18 protein-coding genes and 1 pseudogene are annotated in these 20,998 nt (G+C 60.1%); 9 read left to right on the top strand and 10 right to left on the bottom strand.

Annotation, left to right across the window (positions count from 1 at the left end):
- Positions 1-157: 157 nt before the first annotated feature.
- The 5 genes from HRQ64_RS02610 to HRQ64_RS02590 form a co-directional block, all read right to left on the bottom strand.
- Complete coding sequence (locus HRQ64_RS02610; protein WP_172121903.1) at positions 158-1,204, bottom strand: D-2-hydroxyacid dehydrogenase; 1,047 nt, start codon at positions 1,202-1,204, stop codon at positions 158-160.
- Between the two features lie 593 nt (positions 1,205-1,797).
- Positions 1,798-2,067: a hypothetical protein gene (locus HRQ64_RS02605; RefSeq protein ID WP_127751664.1), complete on the bottom strand. Its 270-nt coding sequence runs from the start codon at positions 2,065-2,067 to the stop codon at positions 1,798-1,800.
- A 288-nt stretch (positions 2,068-2,355) separates the two neighbouring features.
- Positions 2,356-3,111: an ABC transporter ATP-binding protein gene (locus HRQ64_RS02600; RefSeq protein ID WP_172121902.1), complete on the bottom strand. Its 756-nt coding sequence runs from the start codon at positions 3,109-3,111 to the stop codon at positions 2,356-2,358.
- Positions 3,105-4,181 (bottom strand): iron ABC transporter permease, encoded by a 1,077-nt coding sequence (locus tag HRQ64_RS02595; protein WP_172121901.1) that lies wholly within the window; start codon positions 4,179-4,181, stop codon positions 3,105-3,107. Before HRQ64_RS02595 ends, HRQ64_RS02600 begins: the two co-directional genes overlap by 7 nt.
- Positions 4,182-4,184: 3 nt before the next feature.
- The gene (locus tag HRQ64_RS02590; protein ID WP_248308226.1) at positions 4,185-5,303 is read right to left on the bottom strand and encodes an ABC transporter substrate-binding protein; all 1,119 of its coding nucleotides are present in this window, start codon (positions 5,301-5,303) and stop codon (positions 4,185-4,187) included.
- 122 nt (positions 5,304-5,425) lie between these two features.
- Between HRQ64_RS02590 and HRQ64_RS02585 the strand changes: the two genes are divergently transcribed.
- The 4 genes and pseudogenes from HRQ64_RS02585 (at position 5,426) to HRQ64_RS02570 (ending at position 10,062) form a co-directional block, all read left to right on the top strand.
- Positions 5,426-6,199, top strand: coding sequence for a class I SAM-dependent methyltransferase (locus tag HRQ64_RS02585; RefSeq protein WP_172121899.1), 774 nt, complete (start codon positions 5,426-5,428; stop codon positions 6,197-6,199).
- 341 nt (positions 6,200-6,540) lie between these two features.
- Positions 6,541-7,128, top strand: coding sequence for a VWA domain-containing protein (locus tag HRQ64_RS02580; protein ID WP_127751659.1), 588 nt, complete (start codon positions 6,541-6,543; stop codon positions 7,126-7,128).
- Positions 7,125-7,829: a DnaJ domain-containing protein gene (locus HRQ64_RS02575; protein WP_172121898.1), complete on the top strand. Its 705-nt coding sequence runs from the start codon at positions 7,125-7,127 to the stop codon at positions 7,827-7,829. The genes HRQ64_RS02580 and HRQ64_RS02575 overlap by 4 nt, the downstream gene beginning before the upstream one ends.
- Positions 7,830-8,071: 242 nt before the next feature.
- Positions 8,072-10,062, top strand: a pseudogene (locus HRQ64_RS02570) (BCCT family transporter).
- A gap of 206 nt (positions 10,063-10,268) precedes the next feature.
- Here the strand turns inward: HRQ64_RS02570 and HRQ64_RS02565 are convergent.
- On the bottom strand, positions 10,269-11,015 hold the full coding sequence (locus HRQ64_RS02565) for an SDR family oxidoreductase (protein ID WP_172121897.1): 747 nt from the start codon (positions 11,013-11,015) through the stop codon (positions 10,269-10,271).
- 97 nt (positions 11,016-11,112) lie between these two features.
- Here HRQ64_RS02565 and HRQ64_RS02560 point away from each other — a divergent pair, with 97 nt between their 5' ends.
- The 5 genes from HRQ64_RS02560 (at position 11,113) to HRQ64_RS02540 (ending at position 15,148) form a co-directional block, all read left to right on the top strand.
- Positions 11,113-12,054 carry an AraC family transcriptional regulator gene (locus HRQ64_RS02560; protein WP_127751655.1) on the top strand — a complete coding sequence of 314 codons (942 nt, stop codon included), beginning with the start codon at positions 11,113-11,115 and terminating at the stop codon, positions 12,052-12,054.
- A 99-nt stretch (positions 12,055-12,153) separates the two neighbouring features.
- The gene (locus HRQ64_RS02555; RefSeq protein ID WP_172121896.1) at positions 12,154-13,182 is read left to right on the top strand and encodes an aldo/keto reductase; all 1,029 of its coding nucleotides are present in this window, start codon (positions 12,154-12,156) and stop codon (positions 13,180-13,182) included.
- 163 nt (positions 13,183-13,345) lie between these two features.
- Positions 13,346-13,729 carry a response regulator gene (locus HRQ64_RS02550; protein WP_172121895.1) on the top strand — a complete coding sequence of 128 codons (384 nt, stop codon included), beginning with the start codon at positions 13,346-13,348 and terminating at the stop codon, positions 13,727-13,729.
- A gap of 233 nt (positions 13,730-13,962) precedes the next feature.
- Positions 13,963-14,331, top strand: coding sequence for a VOC family protein (locus HRQ64_RS02545; protein WP_172121894.1), 369 nt, complete (start codon positions 13,963-13,965; stop codon positions 14,329-14,331).
- Between the two features lie 52 nt (positions 14,332-14,383).
- Positions 14,384-15,148 carry a phosphodiester glycosidase family protein gene (locus tag HRQ64_RS02540; RefSeq protein ID WP_172121893.1) on the top strand — a complete coding sequence of 255 codons (765 nt, stop codon included), beginning with the start codon at positions 14,384-14,386 and terminating at the stop codon, positions 15,146-15,148.
- Between the two features lie 588 nt (positions 15,149-15,736).
- Here HRQ64_RS02540 and HRQ64_RS02535 read toward each other — a convergent pair.
- The 4 genes from HRQ64_RS02535 to HRQ64_RS02520 form a co-directional block, all read right to left on the bottom strand.
- Entirely contained in the window at positions 15,737-17,050 is a 1,314-nt protein-coding gene (locus HRQ64_RS02535; RefSeq protein WP_172121892.1) for an esterase-like activity of phytase family protein, read from the bottom strand.
- Positions 17,051-17,453: 403 nt separating this feature from the next.
- Entirely contained in the window at positions 17,454-17,945 is a 492-nt protein-coding gene (locus HRQ64_RS02530) for a DUF892 family protein (RefSeq protein WP_172121891.1), read from the bottom strand.
- A gap of 766 nt (positions 17,946-18,711) precedes the next feature.
- Positions 18,712-20,085 carry a HAMP domain-containing sensor histidine kinase gene (locus HRQ64_RS20425; protein WP_172121890.1) on the bottom strand — a complete coding sequence of 458 codons (1,374 nt, stop codon included), beginning with the start codon at positions 20,083-20,085 and terminating at the stop codon, positions 18,712-18,714.
- Entirely contained in the window at positions 20,082-20,744 is a 663-nt protein-coding gene (locus HRQ64_RS02520) for a response regulator transcription factor (protein WP_172121889.1), read from the bottom strand. The genes HRQ64_RS20425 and HRQ64_RS02520 overlap by 4 nt, the downstream gene beginning before the upstream one ends.
- Positions 20,745-20,998 lie beyond the last annotated feature (254 nt).

The following is a 20,998-nucleotide window of genomic DNA, read 5'->3' as shown; positions in this document are numbered from 1 at the left end:
CTCACCAAGTAAGCACCCGTATTATACACTTCTTACCTCGGTTCGCGGAGAGCGCAGACTTCACGCAAAACGGAACGCGGATGAGCAAACGGCGGCCCCGGCAGCGGCATGGCTGCACAGGCCGCCGGCCCTCCACTCCGCATCTATCATGTCGGTCTTAGTAACCGCGCTCTGACTCATAAACATTGCGCAGGGGTTCCCCACGAGCAAAACGGCCCAGATTGTCGATGAAGATGTCCACGATCCGACTATTCTCGGCGTCAACGGTGCTCGCCGAGTGAGGGGAGATCAGCACGTTTGGAAGGTCCCACATCGGGTTCTCCTTGGGTAGCGGCTCGGTCTCGAACACATCAAGGGCGGCGCCTTTGATGCGGCCTGACCTGAGCCCCTCATACATGGCAGCTTCGTTGATCACCTGGCCGCGGGCAACATTGACGATAACGGCACCTGGTCTAAGAGCGTCGAGTTCGGGCTTGTCGATCAGCAAGCGTGTTTCCTCCGTTAATGGGCAGGCAAGGACCAGAGCATCTACATCGGGCAAGACCCGCCGAATGTCTTTTTGATCAATCATGCGACTGACCCCTTCTGGTGCTGCGCCGCCTGTGCGCCGAGTACCCCAGACTTCCACCCCGAAATGAGCGCAATCACGGGCGATTTCCCGCCCAACTGAGCCGAGCCCTACGATCAACGCGCGCGCCCCTTCTAAACCCCGGACGGTGTAGCGCTCCCAATGATGCTCACGCTTCCGAACATCGAGATAAGGCACGTCACGGAAAAAGTAGAGGAGCCCAAGCGAGGCGAACTCCGCCAGGGGCCGAGCATGTACACCTGACGCCGTGGTGAAGATGATGTTGCTTTGGTCAAGTTCGGTACGGCGGAGGAACTCTCCAATGCCAGCGCTAGTCGCTTGCACCCAGCGCAGGTTGGGCGCGTTGACAGGCATATTGCTAGGATCTAGGCGATCAAAGTCGAACAGAATATGAGCCTGAGCCATCAGTTCTGACCAGCGAGCGCGCTCGTCTTCGCTCAGCGTCCTCGGCGCTCCATTATGGTCAGCGACATAGCGTGGTCTGGCGAGCAGATCAGGGTGGTGGATTACCTCGTATCGAGCCGGATCGTAGGCCTTGATTCGCTCGACATGCTGGTCTTCCAATGGCGAAGCAATCAGGATGGTAAGCTTGTCGGGAGCATGTTTGATGTTCATGGGGTCTTTGTTCGCATAGGATTATCTCGGAGCCGAGCGCCTTGACGCGCTGCAAGTCTCGCCGTTGGGGCCACTTGCCTACTGCGGTGGAAGTTACCTCGGCTTGTGCCGGAACTCGGCCGCGGTAATTGCGTCCGTCCATCGTTAGCCAATAAGAACCTCAGCGGCTACTGCGATGAGTGTGCTTTCGCACAACGAAGAGGTGGATTTTAAATTCCCAATCCAGGTCTTACACCCTTCTTGTACTTGCACATGAGCAATCATCAGGCGACTTTCCTGTCCCGCAACTCGAATGCCAAGCTTGTGCAAAGTATCTTATGTGCGCCATACCTGCGGAGGTAACCGACGCGCAAGGAGCGGATGCACCGGGGCGGAGCGGGATGCCGGCTGTGTAGGCGGGCGGTCGATAGCAGATACTTAGGGGCCTCGGCATTGCCTGGCGTCTCCAGCATAAGGACGACGCGCGCGTCGAGATAGCGGACCGCCTGCTTTCGAGATGTCAGGTCGGTACACTGCACGGCGGAAACGGCGCGCCTTGACGCCATCAGAGCTTGGAAAGCCAGAGCATGGTTCAGAGGGGCCGATGTTCGGTGTCAAAGCAAGGTGCCGCTGATCCCCTCAGCGGACAAAAAGGTGCTGACCCGTTCAGCGGCCGCGAGGTCGAATTTCGGCGAGGGCACTTCACCTGCGAACGTGTGCTTGAACCCTGAGGCAGTGATCAAGCAAACGGTGCCTAAGCGTGCCACGCCGGGATTTCTCATCAGATAAGCCACACCCGCACAGGCGGAGATTTCTGCGTCCAGACCGTCGTGCCGTAACAATGCTGTTCTGGCTGCGTCGAGCTCTTGGTCGCTCACCGCCATAACGAGCCCGCCGCTCTGGCGCACGGCATGCAAGACCCTCGTGCCGTCTGCGGATATCCCTCGAGTCGGTCTGCCATTGGGGTGGCCTTGGTCTCGACTGCACTGACCCAGGGCATGACCGTTTCGCCATCCTCGGCACCGACCAATGTCGTCCAGCATTAGGTCCAACGAGAACACCGGCGGATTGCTCGAGGGCTGGGCCTAATGACCACAGCCATGAACGGGCGCCTGCTGCCAGCAAGGGGTCTGTTTTGCTGCGTAAGCTAACTTCAACGACGGAACAGGCCGTTAGGCGGCAACGCCATCTACAATGACATGGTCGAACTGGCGCGAGCACTTCTCGATGCGGGCATCCACGCCATAGACACGGCGCAGCATGTCGGCATTGATGACGTCGAGAGGCGAGCCGCAAGCCTGCATCTTGCCATTGGCAATCAGCAAGACCTTGTCGGCAAAGCGCAGCGCCTGGTTGAGATCGTGGATCGCGATCAACACGATCATGCCCTTTTGCCGGGCTTGTGCCTGCATGAAGCTGAGCACTTCCACCTGCCGGTGCAAATCCAAGGCGCTGGTGGGCTCGTCCATCAACATCACGTCGGGCTCGCGCACGAGGGTCTGGGCGATGGATACCAGTTGCCGTTGGCCGCCGCTGAGCGCCCCAAGGTCGCGAAAGGCGATCGGCTTGATGTTGAGAGCCGCCATCACCTGGTCGATGAACCGCAGATCGGCATCGTCCACCGACCAGCGGCTGCCTTGCTTGCGGGCCGAGAGGATCGACTCGTAGACCGTCAGCACCGCATTGGCCGACGTGTCCTGCGGCATATAGCTGATCGCCTTCTTGCCCTTGCTGGTATGGGCAAGGCTGGCCTCGCCGGGCCCGTTGAGAAGCCCGGCAATGCGCTTGAACAGCGTCGACTTGCCCGCCGCGTTGGGGCCAATCACCGCAATGATTTCGCCGGAGTGGAATTCGGGCGTGCTGACGGCAGCGATGGTGAGCTTCTTGCCGTAAGACGCACCCAGGTCCCGGAGCTGAAGGCTTACCATGAGCGCCTCACATTGGAGAGGATCAGCGAAATAAAGAACGGCACGCCAACCAAAGCGGTGATGATGCCGATGGGGAAAACGACCCCGGGAATGATCGACTTGGAGACAATCGAGGTGACCGACAAGAGCAAGGCTCCGGCGAGCACCGAGCCCGGCAGGAAGAAGCGCTGATCCTCACCCAGGATCATGCGGGCAATATGGGGACCAACGAGGCCAACAAAGCCGATCGTGCCGACAAAGCTCACCGGCACCGACGCCAGGAGCGAAATGATCAGCATGGTCTCGAGCCGGATATAGCGCACATTGACGCCAAAGCTCGCCGCCTTGTCTTCGCCCAGCCGGATGGCCGTCAGGGCCCAGGCGTTGCGGGCAAACAGCGGCAGCGCCACCAGCAACACGGCCAGCGTGATCCAGATCTTGGGCCAGGTCGCCTTGGTCAGGCTGCCCATGGTCCAGAACACCACCTGCGACAGCGCCTGTTCGGACGCCAAATATTGCACAAACGCAAGGAGCGCATTGAAGGTGAAAACGAGGGCGATGCCCAGCAGCACCACGGTTTGCACGGTGACGCCGCGCATTTGCGACACGAAATGGATGAACAGCGTGGCGAGCAGCGCCATGACAAAGGCGTTGACCGGAACGATCAGCCCGGCAGCAACCGGGATGAGTGGCACGGTCGTGACAATGCCCAGTGCGGCGCCAAAGCTCGCCGCGGCCGAAATCCCCAGCGTAAACGGGCTGGCGAGGGGATTGGCGAGAATGGTCTGCATCTGTGCGCCGGCCACCGATAGCGCTGCGCCGACGATGATCGCCATGACGGCCACGGGCATACGGATGTCCCAGACCACGGTGCGTACTTGCGCCGACACCGCATCCGGATTGAACAGCGCCAGCACCACCTGATCGAGACCATAGCGTGCCGGCCCCCAAGCGAGGTCGACCGCAAAGGAAAAGCAAAGCGCCAGGCTCAGCCCCCCCAAGATAAGCAACTTGCGACGGGTGCGGGCGCGATATTCACCGCGCCCTTCAGCCACCGCTTCCGTCAGCAGAGAGCTATCCGCGGCGGCCATGATTTACTCGTCGGCCTTGAGCGACAGCCAGGAGCCGGGCTCGTATGCAATGGGCAGGAAGCGATCATAGAAGGCCTTGAAGGTGGCGTCAGGATTGGTATCGGCGAAAAGGTCGGGGTGGAACCACTTGGCCATCTCGGCAATCGCCACGAACTGGTAGGGGCTCGTATAGAACTGGTGCCAGATGGCGTGCACATTGCCCTCGGCGACCGCCGTGGAGCCGGTAAAGGCCGGCGCCTCGACCAGCGACGCAAGGATCGCGCGGCTCGCTTCGGCATCATCGGCAGTGCCCGGGCCGACGCTGACAAAGCCAGTGGCATCGGGAGAATTGGTCCAGTCCGAGCCGGTCACCACGATGATGTCGGGGTCCGAGGCGATGACCTGTTCGGGATTGATCGAGCCGGTATAGCCGGGCAGGAAATCGGAACCGAGATTGTTGCCGTCCGCTAGCTCCACCATGAGCCCGAAATTGTCGGGACCAAAGGTGCCGCAGCATTCAACCAAACCGGCAGCGCGATACATGAAAACGTCGGGCCGCTCGGGATTGTTCGCCGCCAGCACGGCCGCAATCTTGTCCATTTCGGTCTGCCAGAAGTCGGCGACTTCCTGGGCGCGCTCTTCCTTGCCAAACAGCTGCCCCAGGATGTGCAGGCTGGGCACGGTGTTGTCGATGATGTGCTCGCGGAAGTCGACATAAACGATCTTGACCCCGATGCCCTCGAGCATCTCCTCGAGCTTGACCTCGTCGGCTGCGGTCTTGTTGCCGATGGGCAGGATCAGGACGTCTGGATCCAGCGTCACCACGGTTTCGGTCTGCAGCGTGCCATCGGTCAGATTACCCAGGAATGGCAGGTCCTTGGCCTCCGGGAACTTGGCCGCATAGGCATCGAAGGACTTCTGATCGGTGGTCCACAGATCATTGCGCCAACCCACGACCTTGGCGAAGGGGTTCTCGGTTTCGATCGTGGCCAGCGAATAGAGCATACGCCCTTCGCCCAGGATGACCCGCTCGACGGGCGCATCAAAGGCGACTTCGCGCCCGGCGACATCAGTAATCGTGAACGCTTGGGCCCACGCAGGCAGAGAGAACGACGTCAACACGGCCAGCGCCGGCACGAGCATCAGACGCGACATTTTCATTTTGCTGTCTCTCGGAAAACTTGATACGCAGAGTCAGCTATAAAAGATGAACTCCAAGATCAAGAATTATCTTTTAGAGCAATTATAAGGTGTTAGGCAGAAACATGAGTGGCTTCGGCGCAAACTATTCTATCCGCGATGAAATCCGGGAATTCTGGTCCGAACGCGCAGCGACCTTCGACCAGAGCGTTGGGCATGAAATCTTCTCGGAAGCAGAGCGCCGCGGCTGGCACCAGCTGATCCGCAAGCATCTGGGCGATGGCGCGGGAAGAAAGGCGCTCGATCTGGCGAGCGGCACTGGCGTTATTTCCCACCTGCTGCACGACATGGGCTTTGCAGTGACCGGTGCTGATTGGTCCGAAGCCATGCTGGCCCAGGCGCGCGCCAAGTCGCTCCAGCGCGGCTCCAATATTCGCTTCATCATGCGCGACGCGGAAAATACGCAGGAGCCGCGCGCCAGCTACGATGTCATTACCAATCGCCACCTGGTCTGGACGCTGGTCGACGCGCCGGCCGCCTTCGAGGAGTGGTTCGAGCTGCTCAAGCCGGGCGGCAAGCTGTTGATCGTCGATGGCAATATGGGCCGCAAGAGCTGGGTCACCCGGCTCCGGCTACGCTTTGGCGGCAAGCCCGGCCACGGCAACCTCGCCCCGGGCATGGCCGAGCGGCTGCAGCGCATCCGGGAACAGGTCCACTTCTCCGGCGAAATGCCCGCTGAAGCGGTGGTCGCCGAACTGCTCAAAGTCGGCTTTGTCGATCCGGTCATCGACCGCCAGCTCATCGGCATTCACTGGCCCCAAGCCCGGAAGATGAGCTTCTGGCGCGGGCTGGAGCGGCTTACCCAGGACCGCTTTGCGATCTGCGTTCGCAAGCCGTGATATTTGCTCCGGCTCTTCTGATCCAAAGCGGCGCTACATTTTAAGCCAAGGTTATGCCTTTGCCCTCCACCGGCGGGGATACACCCCCGCTTGGTGGACGGCATTCCAGCGGGTATGGTGAAACTTCGGTAGTATCCTGCCCTTCCACGATGGCGTGACTAGTCGGTCCGGCACTTGCGGGCGCTCTCTGACACACACATATTCGGAGAATGGCAGGAAAAGACCCATCAGGGCGTAAAGCCGACGGCACCGCTCTCCAACCAGGAGTGAGCGGTGAGGTTGCTGCATTCGTCAGGAACGTGAGGGAGTTAGCGAGGCCAAGCGCCCGCCATGACGGACGTGTGCTCTTCGCGCTCGACGCGACGCTCAGCCGCCAGCCAACCTGGGATCTCGCCTGTTCGCTGCAGGCGGAGATGTTTGAGGCGATCCCGAGGGCCAGCGCACTTCAGGTCCAACTGCTCTACTTTCGCGGCTTTGGCGAATGCCGCGCCAGCAAATGGGTGGTCGATGGAGGCAGCCTGGCCAAGCTCATGAGCGGGATTCAGTGCCAGGGAGGGCGGACGCAGATCTCCAAGGCCTTCGCCCATGCCCGTGCGGAGCACGCCAGGCGCCGCATCAATGCCGTGATCTATGTGGGGGACGCGGTGGAGGAGAGTGTGGACGAGCTGGCGGAGACCGCCGGACAACTAGGCCTTCTCGGTCTGCCCCTGTTCATCTTTCAAGAGGGGCGGGATGCGCAGGTGGAGCGGGCTTTCCGAGAGTTTGCCCGACTAAGCAAGGGCGCATATGCACGTTTCGACTCGTCGGCGCCCCAAGAGCTCGCAGCGCTGCTCAAGGCGGTGGCAGCTTACGCGAGGGGCGGTAGCGACATGCTGAGGCTGCAAGCCAGTCCACAGGCCCAAGCGCTGCTCTCGCAACTGCGTCCATGACCTATATCCTTTTGGGCAGCCTGGCGCTGCTCGCCACACTGGCCATCTTCAACCAGATCAAAAGGTACGATCCTCAACTGCTCAGACGTGGACTTCGCTGGGTGGTGGGCGGCCTGGGCGTTGCAATCGCCAGCCTTTTGCTCGTGGCCCGGCGCTTGGATCTTGCACTGTTTGTCGGGGCGGCGGCATTTGCAGTGCTGCGTACTGGCCGGATTGGCCCCTTTTCCCTCCAAGGACCACTCGGGCCAGCCCACAACATCTCCAAAGTGCGCAGCTACCGCTTCGCGATGGAGCTGGATCACGACACCGGGGCCGTTTCCGGCAGGATTCTTAACGGTGAGTTCGCTGGGATGGACCTGCTTGATCTCGGCGAGGCTGACACACGCACCCTTCTGGCCGAGGTAGCGGGGGATGCCGACAGCCTCAGCCTGCTGGAGAGCTGGCTTGACGCCAACCGCAGCGGCTGGCGCGAGTACTTCGCCCAACAGGACAGCGGTGGAACCGGGGAAGCTGCCCCTGAACGCGATCCACTGGAGGAAGCTTACGCCATTCTGGGTCTCGAGGCTGACGCGACCGAAGAGCAAATCCGCACCGCTCATCGCGAGTTGATGAAGGCGGTGCATCCGGACCATGGCGGCTCGAGCTATTTGGCAGCCAAGATCAACCAGGCGCGTGACCTGCTACTCAAGCACGCCAAGTAGGGCCGGCTGTCTGCGGCGATCACCTGGCCGTCTTCCTTGGTAAACCCGCCACTACCAGGATGGATCGAACTGTCCAGGACCACTTCTGACGGTCCGCCAGGGCAGGGCACGGGTGGCGTCTCCGCCTAGGGCCGGTTCGGAACCTCTGCCTTGTCGACGCTTTACACCCTGAACATCACCACCGCAGCTGACAGCGTTTGGGCTCGGTCATGCGCTGACACGACGCTCAAGGACATGGCGGCATGTTAACGCCCTTCATCATCAACAAGCCGGTATTCTTCGGGTCCCTTCTCGTCATAGGGGCCTTTGTCGCCATCGGCGTTTTCTTCCCGACCCAAGCTGACGACATTTTCGGCTCGATGCAGGCCGGTATTTTGCAAAGCTTCGGCTGGTTCTACCTGCTGGCCGTCGGAATTTTCCTTATCACCGTCGTGCTCCTTTGCTTTGGCCGTTATGGGCGCCTCAAGCTCGGCCCCGATGATTCCACGCCCGATTTCAGGTTCACCTCGTGGATCGCCATGCTTTTTGCCGCCGGCATGGGGATTGGCCTGATGTTCTATGCCGTGGGCGAACCGATGACCCACTTTATGGCGCCCCCGACCGCCGAGCCGCGCTCTATTGCCGCGATGCGCGAAGCAATGACCGTCACCTTTTTTCACTGGGGCATCCATGCCTGGGCGATCTATGCGGTGGTTGGCTTGTCGCTTGCCTATTTCGGCTACCGCTACAACCTGCCGCTAACTATTCGCTCGGGTCTTTATCCGCTGCTCAAGGAGCGTATAAACGGTCCCATCGGCCATGCGGTCGACATCTTTGCGATTGTCGGCACCATGTTCGGCATAGCGACCTCACTCGGGGTGGGTGTTTCCCAGATCAATGCAGGGCTGGCTTACCTGCTGGGTGTTCCCATCGGTCCTGTTGTTCAACTGCCGCTTATCGCACTGGTAACGGCGCTGGCGACCGTCTCGGTCGCCACTGGACTGGACCGAGGCGTGCGCATCTTGTCGGAAACCAACCTGGTAGTGGCGATTCTGCTGATGCTGTTTGTGCTAGTCGTCGGGCCAACCACACAGTTGTTTCGTGATCTGGTACAGAACCTGGGGCTTTATCTCGATACCCTGGTACTGCGTACCTTCAATATCTACGCCTACCAGCCGACACCCTGGATCGACGAGTGGACATTGTTCTACTGGGCCTGGTGGATTTCCTGGTCTCCCTTTGTCGGGATGTTTATCGCCCGTTCTCCCGCGGTCGCACCGTTCGGGAGTTTGTGACTGCGGTGCTTTTCATTCCCGCCGGCTTCACTTTCATCTGGATGACTGTTTTCGGCAACACGGCAATCTTCATCGACACGGGTATAGCAGCAGGCGCGGTGGGACAGGCTATTGCGGCGGACGTTTCAACTGGCCTCTTCCACTTCTTCCAATACCTTCCGTTCAGCAACATCACCTCTATTTTGGCAATACTGCTCGTCGCCATTTTCTTCGTTACTTCAGCAGACTCAGGTTCATTGGTCATTGATTCCATCGCCGCAGGTGGCGAAACCCAGACCACCACCGGCCAGCGGGTTTTCTGGTGCTTCGTGGAAGGAATTGTTGCCGCAGCGCTCCTCGTTGCCGGAGGCTTGGGCGCATTGCAGTCGGCAACGATTGCCACCGCCCTGCCCTTCACCTTCGTCATGCTGGGCTTGGTTTGGTCATTGTACCTCGGAATGCGCGCCGACCTGGCACAGCTTTATCCCCAAGGTGGCGCTGCTGCCGTGCCCGCCCATGCGGCTGTGGGGCTAACCTGGCAACGCCGCTTAGCCTTGATGATGCGGGCTCCCAGCAAGCAAGAAGTTGAAAGCTTCATCACCACAGAGGTTCGACCCGCGCTCGAACAGGTCGCACGTGAATTGGCCGCACGTGGTCGGCCCGCCTGGGTTGAAGCGGACGAAGCTGGCGCTGTTGCCTTGCGTTCTCCTGCCCAAGGGGTGCGCGATTTTGTTTACGGCGTCAGCGTTGCATCCCAGCCAGTCGCCAATTTTGCCCCTCTCGCGACCGGCAAACCAGAACCGCGCTATGAGGCGCGCACCTATTTCTCCAGTGGTGGGCGCGGCTATGATGTCATGGGCTTACATCGCGATCAGCTGATTGCCGACGTGCTGGCACAGTTCGAACGCTACCTTCATCTTACACAAGCCCCGGAGTCCCAGCTCCTCCATGGGGCTCCGGAACACACGCTGGATAGCTGACATAGCCGGCGATGTTTGCCGGTTGGGACGCTGTTGGAGCTGAAATATACCATCGCAACGCGAAGGCAGAGTGGGAGTGCCCCCTGGCGGCAAGTGGCTCACTCCGGCCATGCGGAACGAGTTTTCAATTCTGAAAGCTTCCATCAAGCTCATCCTCGATCCGATGCGGACCTAAACGGTCGGCATCGGACTTCTCGAAGCTCCGACTAGTCAGCGAGCGCAAGCGCATCGGCGCCGGCCGGAATACGCACTGGTGCTGCCGGGTTGGTTGCCGCGTACCAGACTGCCTCCGCCACGTCCAAGGATCGGGTTTTAGGAGCCCCAGGCGCCCTCATGGCCGTAAACACCGTTTCCGCAAAATCGGCGTAGGCGTCGGGGAAGCCACCATGGTCCTCCAGGCGGGAAAGAGCCGTGGTGCCAAAGCTGGTGTCAGGTGCGGCACCAGGAAGAACGATCTTCACCGCGATGCCGAAGGGCGTAAGCTCCATGGCGAGGGATTCGGTAAATGCGTTCACGGCGGCCTTGCTTGCGGTGTAGACGGACAGCAGAGGCAGCGGCTTCATCGTGACGCTCGAGGTCACGTTGATGATGAGCCCCGCCCTTCTGGCCCGGAACTGAGGCAGCACGGCCTGGACCATCCGCATCGTTCCGAAGGTGTTGGTCTCGAAGACGGACCGCACGACATCTATCGGCGTGCCCTCCAGAGCGTTTAGCCAGCCGATACCGGCATTGTTGACGAGAACATCGATCGGACCTGCGGCCTCGATCGCGCGGGCTACGCTGTCGTCCTTGGTCACGTCGAGCGGCAGCAGCACCAGGTTCTCCGAGGTCGGGAACAGATCCGGGCGCGGGGACCGCATTGTGGCAATGACCTTCCAGCCATGGCCCAGAAAGTGTTTGGCGATGTCGAGACCAAAGCCGGACGAGCAGCCTGTGATGAGAACGGTATTCATGGAAAGATCCCTTGGCGAAGTTCGAAGTTGCTTATGTGGACGTGCCAAGGAGGACGCGCTACGATAGAGCGTCTTATTTGCATTAGCGAGCGTCCGATTGATCGACCCCCTTGCCGAAATTGTCACCATGCTGCAGCCGAGCATGCCCTTCTCGAAGGCCGCCAGTGGTTCAGGCAGTTGGCGCGTGGAGGGCGCAGCTGAAGGCAGCCCGTTCTTCGCCGTCATTCTGGACGGCTCTTCGAGGCTCAGCGTCGATGGGGAACCGGAAGCAGAGTTGAAAGCAAATGACTTCGTGCTCGTTCCGGCATCCTGTCGCTTCACCATGTCGAGCAGTGAAGCCGACGTGGAGGAAGGTGTTGATCCCCTGCGGGTGACCCGGCTTGGGGAGGAGACCCGGCACGGCGACCCAAGTGGGCATCCGAATATGCGGGTGTTGGTGGGTCGGCTGTCTTTCGGCTCTCCAGACTCAACCCTCATTGTGGCCTTGCTGCCGCGCGTGCTTCTTGTCAGGGGCCAGGCTCGCCTTACCGATCTGGTCCGGATGCTCCGCAACGAAGCCCAAGACACCCGACCAGCGAAAGACATCGTGCTCGAGCGCCTGTTGCAATTGCTGTTGATCGAAGCCTTGCGATCGAACTCCGCGAGCCCGGAAACGCCGGGTATTATGCGTGGCCTGGCGGACCGCCATCTGGGCCCAGCTATTCGCCTCATGCACGGAACACCAGCCAAGGCGTGGACGATCGATGAATTGGCGAAGGCGGCCATGTTGTCTCGATCGGTGTTCTTTGATCGCTTTCAAAAGCAAACCGGCATGGCGCCGATGGAATACCTGCTCTCCTGGCGCATGGCCCTCGCCAAGGACATGCTGCGGCGTAGGGATGGGGGCATGAAAGAAATCGCCAGCCGCATCGGCTATGGCTCCGCAAGTGCATTCAGCGTCGCGTTTTCCCGGTTCGTTGGCCTGCCGCCGAGCCAGTATGCAGGCCTGACCGAACTGGACCACGCATCGGCGCGTACAACCGTTCCTACGGCTTCTTAGCGGCCCTATCAATGGTTCGAACCGCCGATCTGCTGACCCGCGGAACGCATGAGGGAAAAGCCCATTGATTGAACGGCCCCCTCATTCTTAGGACCAGTCATGGAGCCTTTCGAACTCAAACGCCTTGGCCGGTCAGACCTCATGCTGCCCAGGCTGGGGTTCGGTGCAGCCGGGCTGGGCAGTACTGAAGTGTCGGAGACCCAAGCGTCCTCTACAGTTGAAACGGCCTGGGAGACCGGGGTTCGCTTCTACGATACCTCCCCGTGGTATGGACGCGGGCTGAGCGAACGCCGGATTGGGACGGTGCTGGCGAGCAAGCCGCGCGACGAGCTGATCCTCTCGACCAAGGTCGGTCGCATCTTCGTCGCGCCCGCCAATATCCGCGCCTTCCGGAGCTCGGATCGGTTCGCCCCAACTGCCCTGCCGTTCGATTACTACCACGACTACTCCTATGAGGGCGTCATGCGGTCCTATGAGGATAGCCTCCAGCGGCTGGGCATGAACCGGGTCGACATGCTGATCATCCACGATCTCGATCGCACCAGCTTTGGCACCGATGCCCTGGTGCAGGCCCACCTTGCCCAACTCGCCACCGGGGGCATCAGAGCGCTCAAGGAGCTGAAGCAAACTGGGCGAGTTCAAGCGATTGGAGCGGGGGTCAACCGGATCGGCACCATCCCCTTGTTCCTCGAATGCCTAGAGCTCGACTTTTTCCTTGTCGCGCTTCCTTACACCTTGGCAGAGCAGCCTGCACTCGATCGGGAATTCCCCCTGTGCGAGGAAAAAGCGGTCGGTATCATTGTCGGCGCCCCGCTTGCATCAGGCATTCTGGCCACGGGCCCTGTCCCTGGAGCTCGATACAACTATCACGAGCCGACCTCCGAGGAGAGCGAGCGAGTACGCCGGATGGAAGAGGTTTGCCGGGATCACGAGATTTCTCTAGCCGCCGCAGCGCTGCAATTCCCCCTGCACCATCCGCTTGTGGCTTCAGTTATTCCGGGGGGAGTAGAACCCGCCCACCCCTCTCGGAACCACAGCGATATGTTGCGGGACATACCTGTTGCCTTCTGGGCTGAATTGAAAGCGCGCGGTCTTCTGCGAGCTGATGCTCCTGTTCCCTCGAGATGAGGTGAAGAAATCCGGGATGCCGCCGCTGATCCAAATGGTTGACTTGAAACGCTGCCGCCGCCCGGACCTGTCAAAAAGCGACCCTTCGGACACCAACCTTGTGCCGACAAGGATCGATCCTACAGGTCCTGCGTTGCCCTGTACCCAGTGCATCGAGGAAGCCATGACCAGCAAGATCACCGTCCTAGTCGTGGAGGATGAAGCCCTGCTCCGAATGAACACTGTCGAGGAGCTGACGGATCAAGGGCTTGAGGTGGTAGAAGCGGCAAACGCCAGGGAAGCCATTGCCATTTTCCAATCCGGCAAGCGCTTTGAATGCCTGTTTACCGATGTCGACATGCCCGGTGATGTGGATGGTCTGGAGCTGGCGACAATGGTAAAGGACGCCTGGCCGCCGATCGAGGTCATAGTGACATCCGGGCACCGCAACGTAACGCATGACGACCTGCCGCCTCGCGGGGTTTTCGTAGGCAAGCCATATAGCTTGGACACGGTCGGAGACTTGATCCGTCGTCTCACTGCCGCGGGTGAGCAGTTTCACGCATAGCCGCCAAGCTTGTTGCCTCTGCGGCTGGCGCAGCATTCCCGCAATTGCCAGTATCGCCAAAAAGAACGATAGGCGCCCCAAGACGGGTGGACGAACAACACCGCGGTTGTTCCACTTTGTCTCATTGCGGACTACTAAGATGGTGAACCCTGCCGAGTCATCGCTTTCAGTATCCGCAAAGTTGCGCAGGCTTTGACGCGTCGGACCGATCCACGCAGTCGTGAGGAGCTGCCATGTTCAAGGGCATCAACGTTGTCTCCATCACAGTGCCTGACCTTGACCTTGCACGCGATTTCTACCGGGACATATTTGGGCTCGGTGAGCCCGTTTATGATCTTCCCGAGATCGCCTGGGTTGAATTCTCGACTGGCGGGAGCGGCGGAAACCTTGCGATCACCTTGCCCGAGACTGGTGAATTCCTTGCCTCGCATCACACCACCTTGGTCCTGAACGTCGAGAACTGTGCTGAAGCGGTCTCAGCGCTCCGGGCCAGAGGCGTCGAATGCGGAGAGCCGGTTCCCGTACCGGGCATGGTCACCTATGCCCATGTCTTTGATCCCTTCGGCAACCGACTGCAGATCGTGTCGGATCTGCCAGCGTAGGGCTCAGTCCCTCATCAGTGCGGTCAATGCGATTAGAACAAAAGGAACGAGCATGGCGTGGATACTGCGAGGAACGTTCCTGTTGTTGTTGCTGCTGCTGTCGTCTCAACGCGCGCAGGCACAACATTGCGCATCGCAGCAATTTGCAGGCAACGGATACCTTGTTTGCACCGTGGACCCGGCGAGCGATGATTTGCGCCTGTACTGGCGGTCCCCAGATGGGCGTCCCTTCCGGCATTTTCGCGAACTCGCTGACGCCGTGGAGAGTCAAGGAGAGAAGCTGGGTTTCGCGATGAACGCCGGGATGTACTTGCCCGATTTCACCCCTTCGGGGCTTTACGTTGAAGACGGTAAGGAATTGCGGCCGCTGAACACCAACTCCGTCAACGCGGAACCTGGCCGAGTGCCCAATTTCTACAAGAAGCCGAACGGAGTATTTTTCCTCAGCGAGGAAGGCGCGGGCGTTCTAACCACCGAAGCCTTCCAAGCAGGGCGCCCCCCTGCCCGCTTCGCCACCCAGTCCGGCCCCATGCTGGTGATCGAGGGCGAGATCCATCCGCTCCTGATCCCCGGCTCTTCCGATCGAACCCGCCGAAGCGGCATCGGTGTGTGCGAAGAGGGCGAAGTGCGCCTCGCCATCAGCGACGGCAATGTCAACTTCCATGACTTTGCCGAACTGTTCCGGGATCATCTTCAGTGTCCCAATGCGCTCTTCCTTGATGGGGGGCGAGGCACGGGCATCTACGATCCAGCCTCGGGTCGGCGTGACTACTCATGGCATGGTGGCTTTGGACCGATGTTTGGTCTGGTGAAATAACCGCTCCCAGAGCGTTGTTGAAGAGATTGCCTGCCGGGCAGGAGAGCCCCAGGAAGAGAACAGGTCGAGCTAGACCTTGCGGAACACGGTGTCGATCTCGGCCTGCGGCTGGACCTGAACTCAGCAACATCATTGGCAATGCCGGCGTCGATCAGCTTCCCTGCTCTAGCGACTGTGAACAACAGTGTGTTGAGTTGGGCCATCGGCAAGCGCATCATCGTTCCCGCTAAGGTCGAGCACGAAGTGAGGAGGTTGCGATGCAAAAGAATGTGCGCGCTCCGTCAGCGAGCAAGGATCAGGCCACGGCTCCAAAGAAGCGGCAAGGCGGCGGATTGTTGGCCGGCCTCGCCGTAATCGCGTGGGCACTGGTGTCAGCAGTATCGGCAGAAATCTAAGGCGAGTACGGGACGAGGAGCGGTTCCCTGGCTCCCTTCTTGTAAATAGAAAACGCTCGGCGTTGGTGCCGCTGCAGAAATGACGACCAGGCTGCAGCCTGGAGAGCGTTGGCGACTAGAACCGCTAGGCACTACCCAGTCCAGGATTGAGCAAGGTGAGGAGGTCAGGAGACCTCCTCACCTTGCAATTTGCCTATTGGGCGGCGAGAAAGTCGGCGACGTCCAGGAGGATGTACTCATTGTCATCGGCGCGGCCGGCTTCACGACCGGTGGAGCCGGGATAGTTGTTATCGTTGGCGACGATGATGGTGGTGGAATCGACCAAGTCGACGTCTTCGATGGTCACGAATGGGAACGTGAAGACCCCGTCCTTGCTGCCGCGCGGGGCAATGCCATCGGGATCCTGAATGGCCATCAGGTCGATATAGGCGATCTTTTCAAGCACGCCGTTCTCGTCTGCACGGGCGAGATCAACCAGATAGATGCGCTTAAAGGCGGCGGCCTTTTCGCGACCATCGTCACCTTCATTATTGTCACGCTCAATGATCAGGCCACGGGTGCCCTCAAATAGGTTGAAGTCTCCGATGGCGTGGCCGGCATCATCGAGCGGATAGCGGCGAACCGTATCGCTCCAGGATGCGCCAGCGGCATCAAATTCCAGCATGCGAATAACCGGCTGCCCGTCTACGGTCTCCAGCGACCCCGCCTCTTCATCGTAGAACTGCTTTTCGAGCAGTGGATACAGCGTTTTCCCGTCCATTGACTGCGCCATGCCTTCGTAGCCACCGGAGCGGCCGGTGTTGATACCGGTGACGGTCGCGCCCGCCGCAGGCTGCGAGGTAAACTGGTTGTCCGGAGACCTGTAGTCGATGCCGCCAGGATTGGTCTTGATGACCTGCAACACGACGCCCTCGCCGTCAACTTCGATCAACCAAGGGCCGAACTCGTCGCCGATCCAGTAGTTTTCGCCCACAGGCTGGATCGACTCAGGGTCGAAGTCAGCCCCGGTAAGATACCGGCTGTCGCTATGTTCGGTGACGATCGGGAACGGCACGACCCGATTGGGGTCCTTGAGGAAGATCGTTTCCTCGATACCAACCTTGCCGGCGGTCCAGTCCATTTTGAGCATGTTGAACATCAGCATCGCGTCGGCGGAGTTGGCCTTGTTGCCAAAGCCATTATCCGTCAGAAACAGGAAGCGGTCATTGCCGAGCGAACGCACGCCGCTCATGCCCTGGAGGGGCTGACCCGGAAAAGGCATAGCAATACCCGAAGCCGGATTGTCCCAGCCGTAAGGCGTCTCGACCCGCGTGCCAGAGGTAAAACGGCCCGAAAGCTGAAGGCCGGGAGGCGCGTCGGCCGGGACCGGGAGGAATGTCTGGGCGGGCAATTGCGCATGAGCCTTGAGCACAGCGTCGAACTTTGCCGGACCTTCTGCGCCGTCCTGAGCCAGGGCGAGAGCGGAAAGGCAACTGAGGCTGACGCCAAGCGCGAGAGCTTTAAGCATTGTATTCTCCAGGAGAAACTGACGCTTCTTCCTAGTCACCTCGCATGTCGCAACCATCACAACGGCATGAAAGCCCTGTCATAAACCACGCGAGCCGCTGCCACCGTGTGCTGGGTTCGAGTGATGCAATTGGGCACGCGGCAGGGCTGCTCTCAAGATTGGCGGCAGCCTGAGCCGCCGAATTCGCCTCATACGCGGGATCGGCCCGGCCGTCGTTTAAACGGCAGCTGTTCCCGTCTGTGGTGGGGCACACGTCCGACGCATGATGCAATGATCTCGTCGGCTAGCTCCCCATTCCTGAGCCTGGTATGGGCAGAGCGCGCGGACGCGCGATGCTCATTGAGCAACAGCGGGCCCGCTTGCCGAGGCAAGCGGGCCCAAATCGGTGTTGAGCTAGCTCCGGTTAAGCGGCCTGCTGGTTCGCGGAGCTTTCCGCAAGTTCAGTGAGCAACTGGTCTGCGTTCTTTTCTTCGTTGAGGGTCTGCTCCAGCAAGTCCGCAGCATCCTGCAGTCCCAACTGCTGCGCCCATGACTTCAGCATGCCATAACGAGCAATCTCGTAGTGCTCCATTGCCTGGGCACTCCCGATAAGAACGGCATCCGAGGCTTCACTGTCCTTGAAGTCCTCCAGATGCTCTTCCATTTCAGCCATCAAACCCTGGATAGCCTCGCAGGTCTTGCCTCGCGCCGCCTTTCCGAAGATTTCGAACACCTGCTGAAGGCGCTCGACTTGTTCTGCGCTTTCTTCGCCATGCTTTTCCAGGGCTTGCTTGAGCTCGGGCTGCTTGGCGGCTTTCGCGGCCTTCTTGAGTGCCCGCACCGAGGTGCGCTCGGCGAAGTAAACATCCTTGAGAGCTTCGTAGAAAGCGTCGCTGAGTGTCTTTTCCGTTGCCATTTTCATGTCCCAGATTGAACCGATAGGGGTGTTGGTCAACTGGACAGGTGCGGAAACGTTGCCTGGGCTTGCACTTAGATCATAGGAGGCAATGACTGCAGCGCTGCCACGCCCGGGGCTGATGCTCTCCGGCGCTCGCGCAGACTAGATTGTAAGCACACGCGTCAACGCTTGCATGCCTGCGATGGACACGCATGCCCTTAACTACTCGCCTGCAGTGGAATAGCTGCTCAAGTTGGCTCCGCTCCGAATTGCCAGGCTGCTCGAGCCGTAGGTTCGACCAGGGCGTGATAACCAAACACATCTTAGTGGAACAGCGTCCGGAGAGACGCCTACAATATACGGCTTAACGCACTGTGTCGTTCGTTGATTAATCGTCGATGGCGAATGATATATATTAACGCACTACTTCGGTATTGTTTTGGCAGCGCACTTCCTGTCATGATCATGACGGTCCGGTTATCGATTTGTCAGGCTACACACGGATAGACAATTAACAAATACACGCAACCGCTGGCGAGTTTGCTTCGTTCTTCCGTCATGCCTGGATAAAACCAGGCTTCGTCCTTCTTGGTCAGGCCGATCCTTATTCGCAAGCGAGCACTCTCATGGTCACCGCATTTATGATCCTTTGCTGTTTGTCCCTTGGCTGCCTTGCTGCGGCAGGGCTCATCATCAGCGCCCAATTGGGGCAAGCGCCCGCAGCTGACGTAGCGGCCAATCAAAACCAGAACGCCTACACTCCAGACGAAGCAGTCGCGGCCGCTTAAGGTCCTGCGCGGCGTCGAGCTAGCGAAAGCGGCATTCGTAGTGTGACGCAAAGCCCACCTGCATCGGCGCGGCCGAACTGCATTGAGCCGCCATTCAGGTCCAGAATCTGTGCAGCCATGGCAAGGCCGAGGCCAGTTCCTGGCCGGCTCTCGTCCAGTCGGCGGCCCCGAATGCCAAGCTGGGCAATCTGCTCGGGGGGTATGCCCGGGCCATCATCGCCAATTTCGAGCACCGCGAAACCACCATCCCTTCGGCTGTGCACCGAAACCCTGCTATGGGCCCACTTCGCCGCGTTCTCGAGGGTAATGCCAACCAGCTCCAGCAGATCCTGGCGGTGCATGTCGACGTCACAATCATCGCCCAGTTGCGCCACCCAGTGCAGATGTTCGCCGTGGCCGGTTTTCTTGAGCACTGTCATTGTGCGGATCACCGCGGTGTTCAGGGACGCGCTGGCGGCATGGGCGGCGGTTCGCACGCGCAGGGAGGCGAGCCGCAATTGATAATCCATGCGTTCGGCCATTTCCTCCGTCAGGCTTTCGATCATGTCCGCGTCGGCGGGATTACCCCTGTTGCGCAGCCGTTCGGCCACTCCGGTAAGGGCTGCAAGGGGGGTTTTCAGTCCGTGCGCGAGGTCGGAAGCCCGCGAGCGGGCCTTTTCTGTAGCGGCATCGCGCGTGGCGAGGAGTTCATTGACTTCATCGATCAGCGGCTCAAGCTCGCTGGGATAGGGCCCTTCCAGCCGCTCCACCTCGCCCCGGCGGATCGCCTCCACTCCGCGGCGCACTGACTGAACCGGGGCGAGGCCCAGCTTGATATGGACCCAGGCCGCCAGCACGATAATGGCGCCCAGCAGGGCCAGCACCTTGGCTGCGTCCCAGGCGAATTCCACTTTGGCGGCATCAAGGGCGGATCGGTCCGCCCCAATCGTGACTAGGAAGGGTCGCTCACCGGTCGAGGTCTCCAGCTCCAGTCTGCGGGTCAGCAGGATTAGCGGCTGCTGTTCTGGGCCTTCGGCATGATGCAGTAGCTCGCCACCAGTGGCGACCGGCGGTGTGGGCAGTACGAAGTCCCAAAGTGACTTGGACCGGGTGACCCCGCCATTGTCGAGCGCCTCGATCTGCCAGTATCGGCCGCTAAATGGGGTTGAGTAAAGCGGGTCCGGCAGGGGCGTGCCGATTGCGGGCGTCGCCACTTCCGGCACGATCTCTGCCGCCAGCCGGTTCAATGCTGCCGCCATTTCGGCGCGCGCGGTGCGCTCGATATTGAGAGTAAAGAGGAATTGCAGAGCCAGCGCTGCGCCCAGAAGGGACAGAACCACCCAGATCAGGGCCAATCCCATCATGCGCAGGCGAAGTGATCTGGGTCTCACCCCTCGTCACCCAGCACATAGCCGAAGCCACGCCTGGTCTTGATCACATTGGGGCCCAAACGCTTGCGTACGCGCCCGACAAGAACTTCGATGGCATTGGAGTCCCGCTCGAAATCCTGGTTATAGATGTGCTCGGTGATCTCGAGTTGCGACACAACCCGTCCGCGCTGGTGCACGAGGTATGCAACCAGCTTGAATTCCTGCGGCGTCAGATCAACGGGAGTGCCATTATTGGTGACCTGCATGGTGCGCGTGTCGAGCAGATATTGCCCAAAGGCAATGCGCGAGGAGGCAAGGCCCGCGGACCTTCGAACGAGGGAGCGGATCCGGGCGATGATCTCCATCATGTGGAAGGGCTTGACCACGTAATCATCAGCTCCCGCCTCGATGCCGTCAACGCGTTCTTCCCACTGGCCCCGCGCCGTCAGGATCAGTACCGGCGTCAGGCGCCCGGCGTTGCGCCAGCGCTTGAGTATTGTCAACCCATCCATTTGCGGCAAGCCGAGATCAAGAATGATGGCGTCGAACGCCTCGGAGTCCCCGCGGAACCAGGCCGATTCACCATCGCTTTCGCGCTCTACGGCAAAGCCGGCGCGGCTCAACGCCGCAACGAGCGTCTCGGCGATCCGATCGTCATCTTCGGCAATCAGCACCCGCATCAGCGGTCCCTCACGGGTCGGCCCGAATTGGCGTAGTAATATTGAACGCTGACGCGGCCAGCCGGCGTCAGTACCTTGATGCCGTATAGCAGGAAGCCGTCCACGGTTAGCAACTCAGCGTCGATAACCTCGCCGCCAGTATTGGCCCTCACATCGGGGAGCAAGCTTTCGAGTGGAACTGCCTTGCCGGAGCGCACTGCTTCTAGAGCTGATCGTTCCGGGCTTTCCCCAACCGGCTCTTCCCTGGATCGCGA

This window comes from Devosia sp. 919 (genome assembly GCF_013185965.1).
GTDB lineage: Bacteria > Pseudomonadota > Alphaproteobacteria > Rhizobiales > Devosiaceae > Devosia.
The sequence above is the reverse complement of the archived record's forward strand: the minus strand, read 5'-3'. Positions and strand labels throughout refer to the sequence as shown.